At 40.4% G+C, this 12,991-nt stretch carries 9 protein-coding genes; 3 read left to right on the forward strand and 6 right to left on the reverse strand.

Translation table 11 applies throughout. The annotated features are described in order from the left end of the window. Positions 1–509 precede the first annotated feature (509 nt). Both PHT93_RS13950 and PHT93_RS13955 read right to left on the reverse strand, forming a co-directional pair. A complete protein-coding gene (locus PHT93_RS13950; RefSeq protein ID WP_300244122.1) occupies positions 510–704 on the reverse strand; it encodes a cation transporter in 195 nt (64 codons plus the stop codon). Positions 705–716: 12 nt separating this feature from the next. Then, on the reverse strand, positions 717–2,930 hold the full coding sequence (locus PHT93_RS13955; RefSeq protein ID WP_300244137.1) for a heavy metal translocating P-type ATPase: 2,214 nt from the start codon (positions 2,928–2,930) through the stop codon (positions 717–719). A gap of 191 nt (positions 2,931–3,121) precedes the next feature. Here PHT93_RS13955 and PHT93_RS13960 point away from each other — a divergent pair, with 191 nt between their 5' ends. Next, on the forward strand, positions 3,122–3,568 hold the full coding sequence (locus PHT93_RS13960) for a YhcH/YjgK/YiaL family protein (protein WP_300244124.1): 447 nt from the start codon (positions 3,122–3,124) through the stop codon (positions 3,566–3,568). Between the two features lie 19 nt (positions 3,569–3,587). Here PHT93_RS13960 and PHT93_RS13965 read toward each other — a convergent pair whose 3' ends face one another. The 3 genes from PHT93_RS13965 to cysQ all read right to left on the reverse strand — a co-directional run bounded on the left by PHT93_RS13965 (position 3,588) and on the right by cysQ (position 8,074). Continuing rightward, the gene (locus tag PHT93_RS13965; RefSeq protein WP_300244126.1) at positions 3,588–4,496 is read right to left on the reverse strand and encodes a glycyl-radical enzyme activating protein; all 909 of its coding nucleotides are present in this window, start codon (positions 4,494–4,496) and stop codon (positions 3,588–3,590) included. A gap of 9 nt (positions 4,497–4,505) precedes the next feature. Further along, positions 4,506–6,866: a trans-4-hydroxy-L-proline dehydratase gene (gene hypD / locus PHT93_RS13970; protein ID WP_300244139.1), complete on the reverse strand. Its 2,361-nt coding sequence runs from the start codon at positions 6,864–6,866 to the stop codon at positions 4,506–4,508. A 380-nt stretch (positions 6,867–7,246) separates the two neighbouring features. Next, a complete protein-coding gene (cysQ, locus tag PHT93_RS13975; RefSeq protein ID WP_300244129.1) occupies positions 7,247–8,074 on the reverse strand; it encodes a 3'(2'),5'-bisphosphate nucleotidase CysQ in 828 nt (275 codons plus the stop codon). A 143-nt stretch (positions 8,075–8,217) separates the two neighbouring features. On the opposite strand from cysQ, the gene glyA reads away from it, so the two are divergent. Beyond that, the gene (glyA, locus tag PHT93_RS13980) at positions 8,218–9,498 is read left to right on the forward strand and encodes a serine hydroxymethyltransferase (protein ID WP_300244131.1); all 1,281 of its coding nucleotides are present in this window, start codon (positions 8,218–8,220) and stop codon (positions 9,496–9,498) included. Between the two features lie 89 nt (positions 9,499–9,587). After that, the gene (locus PHT93_RS13985) at positions 9,588–11,933 is read left to right on the forward strand and encodes a family 20 glycosylhydrolase (protein ID WP_300244133.1); all 2,346 of its coding nucleotides are present in this window, start codon (positions 9,588–9,590) and stop codon (positions 11,931–11,933) included. A 58-nt stretch (positions 11,934–11,991) separates the two neighbouring features. Here the strand turns inward: PHT93_RS13985 and panB are convergent, their stop codons facing one another. After that, positions 11,992–12,813 (reverse strand): 3-methyl-2-oxobutanoate hydroxymethyltransferase, encoded by an 822-nt coding sequence (gene panB / locus PHT93_RS13990; protein ID WP_300244135.1) that lies wholly within the window; start codon positions 12,811–12,813, stop codon positions 11,992–11,994. Between the last annotated feature and the right edge of the window lie 178 nt (positions 12,814–12,991).

Raw genomic sequence — 12,991 nt, forward strand, 5'->3', positions numbered from 1 at the left:
AAGCCATGAAAATGAAAAGGCATACCGTACCATTTAAACTGGATAGTAGAAATTAGGTGTAGTGTCTAAACAAAAACAAAAGACACTGAAAATCATTCGTTTTCGAAAATAAACCGTCAAAGTCAGGTGATCAGCTATTAAAGACCTCAAGTAATGAAGAATTATTAGAGAAAGCCTTCAAGCAAAAGCAGTTGTCCCTGATCAACTATTTATTAGAGCTATCAGCGTATTATGATGCGGTAGATCAATACTTGGAAACCGAAAAGGAATATCAGCTTATTGCTGCGGAATTGAGACAGTGGGAGTAAAGTCTTTTCAGATAGACAGTTAACTAAAAACCCGTTGGCGAATTAAATATCGACTAATTTAACTCCGTCAACGGGCATTTTTTACATCTTGAAAATCAACGAAAAAACAGGCGTAAAAATATAAAGGTTATTTTTACAATTATAAAGGATATTTTTGGAAAAATATACTTTATATTTTTTTATTCATACTATTGATTAAAATTAATCGATTTTCTCAGCTTTAAATCCGGCTGCCGTTACAGCTTTTTCTACGGCTTCCGAAGAAACATCAGCTTTTACTTCTAATACTTTAGATGGTAGGTCGATTGACCAATCATCTGTAGTCATAATCTCATTCAATTTTGTTCCGATTGCCGTCACGCAACCTCCACATTTTGCATTCGTTTTAAATTTCATCTTCTTATCTTTTTAGTTTGTATATTTTAGTCTTAAACTATTCAGCACTACCGACACGGAACTAAAAGCCATTGCCGCACTGGCCAGCATTGGGTCTAAAAGCATACCATTGACAGGATATAAAATACCGGCAGCTAAAGGAATACCTATCAGATTATAAATGAACGCCCAGAAAAGATTTTGCCGGATATGTTTTACGGTCTGTTTGGACAATCGGATTGCTTCGGGTAAGCGCAATAAATCAGAGGTCATCAACGTAACCATGGCAATATCCATTGCAATATCTGTACCTTTTCCCATAGCAATACTTACATCTGCACGAGCAAGTGCCTGCGAGTCATTGATCCCATCACCTACCATGGCAACAATTTTTCCTTTTGCCTGTAGTTCTTTTATATAATCTTCTTTCCCTTCGGGTAAAACATCGGCTTTGTAGTTTTCTATACCGGCCTCTTTGGCAGTTGCTTTGGCAACTTCTTCTCTGTCGCCGGTCAATAAATGAACGTCAATTCCTTTTTTCTTCAATAGACCGACAGCCTGCGGAGAAGTCATTTTCATACTGTCCGCAATGGCAATCATAGCTAACAACGTAGAACCGCACCCATAATAAATGATTGTATTTGCTTTTTTCGACCAATCTTTCACCACCAATTTGGCTTCAGAAGCAAGTTGGACATCAAAACTATCCTTGAAAGCCCTATTGCCAACCCAGTAAGTGCGGTCTTTTACATTCATCTTAATGCCTCGACCTACACAACTTTCAAAATTATCAACTTCAATCATCGATGCTCCTGATTCCTCAAGCCATTCTAACAAAGCTATTGATAAAGGATGCTCCGATTTCTTTTCTGCCGTAAACAATACGTCTAAATAAATCTTTTTAGATTCTGAGAACCAATAGGAATCCACCACCGAAGGTTTTCCTTCAGTCAGTGTACCCGTCTTGTCTAATACGACGGTATCTATCTTACACATATTTTCTAATGCGTAAGCATCTTTAATAAGTATCTGATGATTCGCAGCCTTACCCATCCCTACCATCAATGCAGTCGGGGTTGCCAGTCCTAATGCACATGGGCAAGCAATAACCAATACGGAAACGGCCGACATTAAGGCATGAGAAAAATACGCCTCCCCTCCTATTAACATCCAGACAGCAAAAGTCAGCACTGAAATTGCCATCACGACGGGAACGAAAATACGACTGATTTTATCGACAATACGTTGTACGGGAGCTTTGCTTCCTTGCGCTTCCTGCACCATACGAACAATACGAGCCAACATTGTAGCCTCTCCCACTCCTGTTGCCTGCATCACAAATGCACCCTGCTGATTGATCGTTCCCGCCATAGCCTTACTTCCCGCTTGCTTTACCACAGGAATTACTTCTCCGCTCAACATGCTTTCGTCTATCGACGAGACGCCTTCCGTAACAACCCCATCTACCGGTATTCGTTCTCCCGGATGCACACGAATCAAATCTCCTGTCTGTAATTGGGAAATCATAACCTCCTCTTCTGTACCGTCTGAAGAAACACGATAAGCTGTCTTAGGCTGCAATCCCATTAATCCCTTTATAGCTGAAGAAGTGTTTCTTTTTGCTCTTTCTTCCAGCAATTTACCTAATAACACAAATGCAATAATTACTCCCGAAGCCTCATAATAAACATGTGGTTCCAAGCCTCGGTCATACCAAAATTGCGGATAAACAGTATTGAATAAGCTGAAAATAAAAGCAATCAAAGTACTCAAAGCAACAAGGGTATCCATATTGGCACTTCCTTTCAGTGCATGCTTAAGTCCGTTGACATAAAATTCCCTGCCAAACAAAAGCATAATACTTAATGCCAGAAACAGCATAATCCAATTGGCGTACGGGATATGCATAAAAAACATGCCTAATACGGCTAAAGGTATTGCAAAAGTCCATGCTCCAATGACGTTTCGACGCAATAGCCGATAACGTTTCGCTTCAATATCTTCCTGTACCTCCGAAGCATTCTCTTCTTCAATTATAAGATCGTAACCTACGGCTTGGACTTCAGTTTTCATCTTATCCAAACTTATGACATCTCCATCATAGGTTACAGTCAGTGTGTGTGTAGCAAAGTTAACTACCGCATTTTTTACCCCTTCCATTTCGGCGACTGTATGCTCAACATTATTTGCGCAAACAGCACAACTCATATCCAAAACCGGAAGCGTTTTGGTCGTTTCTTTATTCATCATTTCATAAACTTTTCTTCTTTTCTATAGATACAACAACAATAGATGCAAAAGAGTTACAATAGTATGAAAATACTTTTTATTCTTCAGTTATTTTTTTATATATTTATTGGAGAAAAAACTATTATTTAACAACATAATAAACGACATTTGTCTTATTATTAACACATAAACAATAAACAATATACCACATGATACACGATTCATTGAAAAACACGTCAAACATTGAAGTGCTTCACCCAAAATTCAAACAAGCCTTTGATTATTTACACAATACGGACTTTTCCACTCTTGAAGACGGAAAATATGAATTAGACGGCGACAGACTTTTTGTTATGATCAGCAGCATTAAAGGTAAAGACAAAAAGGATGCTGCCATCGAAACCCACAAGAAATATATCGATATACAGTCTCCTATATTAGGCGTAGAAAAGATCGGTTGGAAAACGACATTAGACCTGCAGGAGGAAACATCACCTTATAACCCGGAAAAAGATATAACATTTTACATCGACCGTCCCACAGCTTATACCAAAATTTATCCCGGAGAATTTGCCGTTTATTTTCCAGAGGATGGTCATGCTCCCGGAATAGGCGAAGGTTCAATCCGGAAAATCGTGATAAAAGTTGCTCTGTAAACACAAAACACATTTACATTTACCCCCCTATAAGCGCATGGATTCCATATTCCTTGAATATGGATATTGTGCGCTCCTGTATTTCCTCAGAAGGAGTGGACATTGAGATAGCTCTGCGGTTGTATAGGGTTCCCAGTTTTTCGTGTTTATTTTTACCGATATCATGATATGGTAGAAGGTTAACAGTCTTTCTTTCCCAGGAAATAGAGGATAAAAACTCAGCGGAACGTTTGATGTTCTCTTCGTCGGCATTTACCCCTTCAATAAGAGGTATGCGGATAAAAAAATCAGCTCCGCCCTCGGATATCATCTTAATATTAGATAGGATCCGTTCGTTAGGTACACCACAAAACTGACGGTGTTTCTCTGAATCCATATGTTTGAGATCTATCAGAAACATCTCGCAATTATCTAATACTTTGTTTACTACTTCCGGTTTAGCATAGAGCGTTGTATCAACGACACGATGAATTCCTTCCTCTCCACAACGATAGAGTAAATCCAGCAACATATCCGGATGCATCAATGGTTCTCCTCCGCAAAAAGTAACTCCACCTGAAGACTGATCCATAAAGGCTGTCTCTTTTACGATCTCTTGCATGAGCTGATCAACAGAATAGTTCGTACCCGACATTTCCATTGCCTTTGTGGGACACACGTCAACACATTTGCCGCAGAGCGTACATAATTCTTCGTTTGTCACAATGCCATCGGGAGTAAGCATTAACGCCTGATGAGGACAAGCGTCAACGCAACTTTTACAGCCGATACATTTCTTTTTGGTATAAAGTTTTTCGGGGCTTACACGAATCCCTTCCGGATTATGGCACCAGACACAAGACAACGGACATCCTTTCATAAAAATAGTGATTCGGATGCCCGGTCCGTCATTTATCGCGTAGCGTTTAATGTCAAATATAAGAGCCATTTTATCCTATTAGAAAGACTCGTTTTCTGTTCTTGAGATTACCTCATTCTGCAAATCAGCATTCATATCATTGAAATAATCACTATATCCCGCCATACGTACAAGCAGATCCTTATAATCTTCCGGACATTGCTGTGCTGCATAAAGTGTTTCTGTATCAACAATATTAAATTGGACATGATGTCCTCCAAGAGAGAAATACGTGCGGATCAAATGTGCTAATTTAGAGATATCTTCCTCCCGTTTCAGCAAACTCGGCAGAAAACGAAGATTCAGCAGTGTTCCTCCGCTTTTTATCTGGTCTAATTTACTCAATGATTTAATCACAGCAGAAGGTCCGTGCGTATCACTACCGTGAGATGGAGACGTTCCATCGGAGATGGATCTTCCTGCTAAACGCCCGTTGGGCGTTGCTCCCATTACTTTACCGAAATAAACATGACAAGTGGTTGAAAGCATATTCAGACGGAATGTTTCTCCCTTAGTATTCGGTTTGCCGTCTATGGTATCCACCAGATCATCGTAAATGCGAACGGCCAGTTCATCTACTTCCTTCGTATCGTTACCGAAAAATGGGGTTTTGTTCAGAATAAACTGACGAAGCTTTTCTTCTCCTTCAAAGTCGCGCGCGACTGCATCCAGAATCGTATCCATAGAGAACGTTTTATTTTCAAACACATGCGTTCTTAATACGGAAAGACTGTCAGTCGTCGTGCCCAATCCCGTACATTGTATATAGGTGGTGTTATAGCGCGGACCACAATTATAATAATCTTTACCGCGGGCAATACAATCATCAACAAACAAAGAAAGAAAGGTAGCCGGAGCATACTTGGCAAACATACAGTCGATATAATTGCTTACCTTCATCTTCTGATCAACGATATAACGTAATTGCGTTAGGAAAGCCTGATAAACCTCTTCAAACGTTTTAAATTCTCTGGGATCTCCGGTCTGAATACTAACCAACTTTCCGGTAACCGGATCATAACCGTTGTTTAATGTTACTTCCAGTATCTTAGGTACATTCAGATAGCCGGTCAGCAAATAAGCCTCTTTACCGAAAGCGCCAACTTCAATACACCCGCTGCATCCTCCTTCACGTGCATCCTGCAATGATTTCCCCTGACGTAACAACTCCTGGATGTACACATCCGGATTGAATACCGACGGATATCCATGCCCTTGCCGGATTACTTTACATCCGGCGCGAAGGAATTTGTCTGGTGTGCGTGAACTGATATGGATAGAACTGCCCGGTTGAAGAATATGTAACTCCTCAATTATCTCAAGCATAATATACGAAACTTCATTCACGCCATCAGATCCGTCGGCCTTTACACCGCCAATATTAATATTAGTGAAATCATTATATGTTCCGCTCTCTTTTGCGGTAATACCCACTTTGGGGGGAGCTGTATGATTATTTACTTTCACCCAGAAACAAGACAGTAATTCCTTTGCTTCATCACGCGTCAACTCACCATTTTCTATCCCTTTTTCATAGAAAGGATATAAATGCTGATCGAAATGACCGGGGTTCATCGCATCCCAACCGTTCAACTCGGTAATCGTTCCTAAGTGAACAAACCAATACATCTGGATTGCTTCCCAGAAGTTACGAGGCGCATGAGCAGGAACCCAGCGGCAAACTTCTGCAATCTTACGCAATTCGGCAGCACGTTTCGGGTCTTTTTCCGTTAATGCCATTTCGTCTGCCATATCCGCATGACGCTCTGCAAAAACAATAGCCGCATCACAGGATATAGACATAGCCATCAATTCTTCCTGTTTATCGGTTGCTTCCACATCATTTATAAAGTCGAGTTTTTCTAATTCGCCGGCAATCCGTTCTTTCAGATCAAGCAATCCGTTCTTATAAATCTTTCCGTCCAATGCCGTATGTCCCGGAGCACGTTGTTCCATAAATTCAGTAAACAGACCTGCTTCATACAATAAGCTCCATTCCTTAGGTACATGTCCGAAAATACGCTCTCGTTGCGTACGACCTCTCCAATACGGAATCACTTCGCGTTCATACGTGTCAATATCCTCTTGCGAAATCGTATATCGTTGTAAATCTCTGGTGTTTAATACGTGTAGATCTTCCACACTATGGCAAGTAAGTTCAGGGAAGGTAGGTACGGCTTTAGGTTTCGGTCCTCGTTCTCCTACAATAAGTTCATCATTTCCGATGTAAATTGTTTTCTTTTTACATATCTCTAAGAAGTTAAGGGCACGAAGAACAGGAATAGGATATTTCCCGTAATTCTCCCTATAGAAATTCGTTTCAATCAGTGCCCGTTCAATAGACAAAGACGGTTCTGCTTCGAAGGATTGCTTTCTCAATTTCTTGACACGTTCATTCATGCCATATTGGTTCCCTTCTTTTGCAAGTTTGAAATTTGAAGCGCTCTTAGGCGTTCGTTGTGCTACTGTGTTTATCATACTATAAATGCGTAACAAGGGTAATAAAACCGGATAAGAAAATCAGATAAAGAAAATTTAATGCAGTAAAATAAACTCCGGCTTATAGAAGAAAGTAAGCCGGAAGAATTGTTTAAAAGTAGAAAATTAAACAATTAAAAAGTCGTCTGTATGATTTAAGCATAATGAAACCATTAAACATGTAATCACTTGCACAAACATAGAGATTAATCTACAATCTACAAACTTTTGAAAGTTAAAAATGTATATATCTTGCATATGTCAAAAAACATAATGCAAACAGAGTAAAACAGGGTGTAAAACTACAACAATAAAGAAGAAGAACGTGCTACAAACCAGGGATTCAATAAGTTTTCCTTATTATAGACAAGTGGCGTTTTTCCATCAATCTGATAAATCTCATAACCCGAAGCACGGACTATAGCATGACCTGCTGCTGTATCCCATTCCATTGATGGTGCAAAACGAGGATAGATATCAGCTGTTCCTTCTGCTACCATACATATTTTCAGACTACTGCCGCTGTTTATTTCAGTAACAGGTTTTCCTTGTTTCTTGAGATTTTCGATGAATTCGATACAATGTTCCGTTTTGTGCGAGCGGGAAGCAACAACAACAATGCTCTGATGAAGTAGTTTTAAAGGTAATTGTTTCGATTGAGTACATATATCACTATATGACATTTGATTAGCATAATCAAGTCCATCAATTTTAAAAGCGCCTATTGAGTCGGTCGCATAATACAATTCCTTACGAACAGGAACATAAATAACACCAAGAACGGGAGTTTGTTTCTTTATCAATGCAATGTTTACGGTAAACTCACCATTCCTTTTAATAAACTCTTTTGTTCCATCCAAAGGATCCACCATCCAGAAAGTATCCCATTTCGAACGTTCTTTGTAAGGAATCTGTACCCCTTCTTCGCTCAAGATTGGGAATGGTGTTACAGACAAGGCGTTTTCAATTAAATTATTGGCCGCTTTATCTGCATTAGTCACCGGAGAATTATCTGCCTTCTTTTCGATTTCCAATTCAGTCTCTTTATCAACGTAAACTTTCATTATTTCCTGCCCGGCATCTAAAGCAGCACGTATGGCTAAATACAGATAATTAGTGTAATCTATCATAACTTTTCATTTGTGTCTATACGCAAAACTAACAATTTATTAGTCTAAGCCACTGTATCTTCGTGAAAAATATACTAAATTTGCGTTTTTCACTTTCAAAAGTGTAATTCCCAATATATAACAACAGATTTACAGATTAAGAGATGAAAAGAGACGACATCATTTTCGACATCATTGAAAAAGAACGTCAGCGACAATTGAAAGGAATTGAGTTGATTGCTTCAGAGAACTTTGTGAGCGAGCAGGTTATGCAAGCCATGGGAAGTTGTTTAACAAATAAATATGCTGAAGGGTATCCGGGGAAGCGTTATTATGGAGGGTGTGAAGTAGTAGATCAAAGCGAAACAATTGCTATTGAACGACTGAAACAAATCTTCAATGCGGAATGGGCTAATGTTCAGCCTCATTCTGGCGCGCAAGCAAATGCTGCCGTATTTTTAGCGGTATTGAATCCGGGTGATACATTCCTTGGATTGAATCTGGCGCACGGAGGGCACTTATCTCATGGTTCACCTGTTAACAGTTCAGGGATTCTTTATAAGGCGACAGAATATAATGTAAAAGAAGATACAGGACGCGTGGACTACGACCAGATGGAAGAAGTTGCCTTACGCGAACGTCCGAAATTAATTGTAGGTGGCGGCTCGGCATATTCTCGTGAATGGGACTACAAACGTATGCGTGAGATAGCTGATAAGGTAGGTGCTTTATTGATGATTGATATGGCTCACCCTGCCGGGTTGATTGCTGCCGGATTGTTGGACAATCCATTGAAGCACGCTCATATTGTTACATCAACAACACATAAAACATTACGTGGCCCGCGTGGTGGTATTATCCTATTAGGTAAGGACTTTGAAAATCCTTGGGGAAAAACAACTCCTAAGGGAGATATCCGTATGATGTCACAATTATTGGATTCTGCCGTATTCCCTGGTATTCAGGGCGGACCGCTGGAACACGTAATCGCAGCAAAGGCAGTTTCTTTTGCAGAAGCATTAGAGCCGGAGTATATAACTTATCAATCTCAGGTTAAAAAGAATGCGGCTACAATGGCGCAGTCATTTATTGATAAGGGATATAAGATTATCTCCGATGGTACGGATAATCACAGCATGTTGATTGATTTACGTACCAAATTCCCCGATCTGACAGGTAAGGTTGCTGAGAAAGCGCTTGTTGCTGCAGACATTACGGTGAATAAAAATATGGTTCCGTTTGATAGTCGCTCTCCGTTCCAGACATCAGGTATCCGTATTGGTACTCCTGCGATCACAACACGAGGAGCCAAAGAAGATTTAATGGGCGAAATCGTAGAACTGATTGATACGGTTCTGGCAAATCCGGAAAACGATCAGACGATTACGACTGTTCGTGAAAAAGTAAATTGTACGATGAAAGGGTATCCGCTCTTTGCATGGTAATTCTCTCAATAGAAGTCCTCTGAATTGTGTATTATGCAATTCAGGGGACTTTTTATATATACACGCAAAAATTATTTAAAAACACAAAGATGAAGAAGATTCTAACATTATGCGCGGCAACCGCCTTCTGCGTCCTGTCATCGTGCACGCAGGAACCGGTTAAGCAAGCAGTTTACAATCAAGGGATAAATATTATCCCTCAGCCTGTAAGCCTTATGCAAAACGATGGCAGTTTTACGTTGAATGGCAAAACTGCATTTTATGCTCCGACAGAAGAGGCAAAAACAATTGCCAATTTCTTTGTATCTAAACTACAACCGTCAACGGGATTCACATGTGCTGTTACCGATAAAGAGGGCGGAAATACCATTTCACTGTTAATTGATGAAGCACTGCAGGTTAACAATGAGGGTTATACTCTTGATGTTACGAACAAGAACGTTGTCGTTAAAGCTAAAACTCCTCAGGGACTTTTCTATGGTATGCAGACATTTCTGCAATTACTACCAGCAGAAGTAGAAAATCCCTCTTTAGTTAACGGAGTTGCCTGGACTGCTCCGGCTGTAAACATTACAGATGAACCCCGTTTTGGTTATCGTGGAATAATGCTTGATCCCTGCCGGCATTTCATTCCGGTAGAAAACATCAAAAAGCAATTGGATGTATTGGCATTATTTAAGGTTAATCGTTTTCATTGGCATCTGACGGAAGATCAGGGCTGGCGTATTGAAATCAAAAAGTATCCGAAACTGACAGAGATTGGTTCGAAGCGTATTGAAGGTGAAGGCAACAAATATGGAGGCTACTACACACAAGAAGAAATCAAAGAGGTAATTGCTTATGCGGCTGAACGCTTCATTACCATCATTCCCGAAATTGAACTTCCGGGGCATGAATTGGCAGCCATTGCAGCTTATCCTGAATTATCCTGTACAGGAAAGGAAATCACACCACGTATTATCTGGGGGGTTGAAGATGTTGTGCTTTGTGCCGGAAAAGAAAGCACCTTTGAATTCCTTGAAAATGTTATTGCAGAAGTAGCTGCTCTTTTTCCCGGTGAATATTTCCATATTGGCGGTGACGAATGTCCGAAAACCAGTTGGAAGAACTGCCCGCTTTGTCAGAAGCGTATCCGTGAAGAAGGCTTAGTTGCAAAAGATGGACATAGTGCAGAAGAACGCTTGCAGAGTTATTTCGTGCAACGTATCGAAAAAGTATTGGCTAAATATGGTAAAAAGATGATTGGCTGGGATGAGATTCTGGAAGGAGGCCTTGCTCCTACTGCTACAGTCATGTCATGGCGTGGAGAAGCCGGTGGTATTGCAGCTGCAAGTATGAATCATGATGTTATTATGACTCCGGGAGGGAACGGAATGTACTTGGATCACTATCAGGGTGATTCTAAGATTGAGCCTGTCGCAATCGGTGGTTATACAACATTGGAAAAAACATACAGCTACAATCCGACGCCGGACACATTAGTAACAACCGGAAAGGCACATCACGTACAGGGCGTTCAATGTAATATATGGACTGAGTATATGTATAATACGGATTTAATGGAATATCGTATCTATCCACGTATTCTTGCTTTATCGGAAATTGGTTGGACGAAGTTGGAAAACAAAGATTATAAAGATTTTGAACGCCGGTTGGACAATGCCTTGGTTCGTTTAGACGGGCATGGTATCAATTATCATATTCCGCAGCCGGAACAACCTAATGGCTCTGCGGATTTTGTGGCATTTACAGATAAAGCAACGCTTGAATTCAAGACTACCCGTCCTATCAAAGTAGTTTATACAACAGACGGAAGCGAACCAACTCCGGAATCTGCAATATATGAAACGCCAATTGAATTTACCGAATCGGGAGTATTAAAGATACGTTCTGTCCTGCCTTCAGGTAAAATGAGTAAAACGCGTGAGATTACGGTGGAAAAACAAGCCTTAGCTCCGGCTAAAGAAGTAGCCAGGAAAACACCCGGACTACAAATGCAGGTGACCTACGGTTATTTCCTCGAATCATCTAAATTAGAAGGGATAAGCGACTGGAAAAAATCAACTATTAAATCGCTTCGTGAGCTAACACAGGTAGAGAAAACAGACGAATCCATGCGTAATGTGAAACAGTACGCTGCTATTGCAACGGGGTACGTAGATATACCGGAAGACGGCGTTTATTTCTTTTCTTCAGAGAATGAGGAAGTTTGGATTGACGGAAAACTCTTAATCAGCAATAAGGGAGAAACGAAACGCTTTTCACGTAATGATAAATCTGCTGCCTTAGCAAAAGGGTTGCATGAGATTAAAGTAGTATTTTTAGGACATATCATTGGCGGATGGCCTTCTAATTGGAATAATGGTGGTGTAACTTTCCGTAAATCAGATGCGGAAAAGTTTGCTCCCATCACACCGGAGATGATCTGCTATTAATAAATTGATCTTATCAGAGTATAGTAGAGATGCACGGTCGTGCATCTCTACTAACAACTCAATATTGTTCTTTCTCGTTCGGGAAATCCCGACTTTTCACATCTGTTATATAACCTTGCACAGCAGTTGTTATCACATCATTTAAATTGGCGTAACGACGTAAGAAACGAGGAGAAAACTCTTTGTTTATACCTAACATATCGTGCATCACCAAAACCTGGCCATCTACACCCCCTCCTGCTCCGATGCCTATAATCGGAATAGTCAGCTCCTCTGCAACGCGGGCAGCAAGTTTTGCAGGAATTTTCTCAAGTACAATGGCAAAACAACCTAATTCCTCGAGCAAATGGGCATCACTGACTAATTTTTCGGCCTCAGCCTCTTCGCGTGCTCTTACTGTATAGGTTCCAAACTTATTTATCGACTGAGGTGTAAGTCCAAGATGCCCCATAATAGGAATACCGGCACACAAAATTCGTTCGATCGACTCCTTAATTTCCACCCCTCCTTCAATCTTAATACAATCGGCATGTGTTTCTTTCATAACACGGATAGCCGATGCTAAGGCTTCTTTCGAATTTCCCTGATACGTTCCAAAAGGAAGATCAACCACAACCAAAGCGCGCTTAACGGCTTTCATAACTGATTTGCCATGATAGATCATCTGATCAAGCGTAATCGGTAGGGTGGTTACATTACCCGCCATCACGTTTGAGGCCGAATCACCTACCAGAATAACATCCATTCCTGCCTGATCAATAATCGCGGCCATAGAATAATCATAAGCTGTCAACATGGAAATTTTCTCACCTCTGCGCTTCATTTCGATTAGGCGGTGCGTGGTTACTTTCCTATTTTCATCTGCTTTTGCTACTGACATAATGTATATTAATTTACAATTACACGACACAAAGGTATTGTTTTATTTTGGTATATTTCCTCTATAAATTAAAGTCCACGTATCGTCTTCTCCTATGCATGTGATAAGAGATTAAAAAAATTTCCTCTTCGAGCTTTATGCTCAGACGCAATTCCTTGCCTGAACGCTCCTTTATACC

It is taken from the genome of Massilibacteroides sp. (assembly GCF_028705895.1).
GTDB lineage: Bacteria > Bacteroidota > Bacteroidia > Bacteroidales > Tannerellaceae > Massilibacteroides.

Coding starts and splice junctions, on each gene's coding strand:
- PHT93_RS13950 (WP_300244122.1), bottom strand. CDS start 704: ATGAAATTTAAAACGAATGCAAAATGTGGAGGTTGCGTGACGGCAATC.
- PHT93_RS13955 (WP_300244137.1), bottom strand. CDS start 2,930: ATGAATAAAGAAACGACCAAAACGCTTCCGGTTTTGGATATGAGTTGT.
- PHT93_RS13960 (WP_300244124.1), top strand. CDS start 3,122: ATGATACACGATTCATTGAAAAACACGTCAAACATTGAAGTGCTTCAC.
- PHT93_RS13965 (WP_300244126.1), bottom strand. CDS start 4,496: ATGGCTCTTATATTTGACATTAAACGCTACGCGATAAATGACGGACCG.
- hypD (WP_300244139.1), bottom strand. CDS start 6,866: ATGAATGAACGTGTCAAGAAATTGAGAAAGCAATCCTTCGAAGCAGAA.
- cysQ (WP_300244129.1), bottom strand. CDS start 8,074: ATGATAGATTACACTAATTATCTGTATTTAGCCATACGTGCTGCTTTA.
- glyA (WP_300244131.1), top strand. CDS start 8,218: ATGAAAAGAGACGACATCATTTTCGACATCATTGAAAAAGAACGTCAG.
- PHT93_RS13985 (WP_300244133.1), top strand. CDS start 9,588: ATGAAGAAGATTCTAACATTATGCGCGGCAACCGCCTTCTGCGTCCTG.
- panB (WP_300244135.1), bottom strand. CDS start 12,813: ATGTCAGTAGCAAAAGCAGATGAAAATAGGAAAGTAACCACGCACCGC.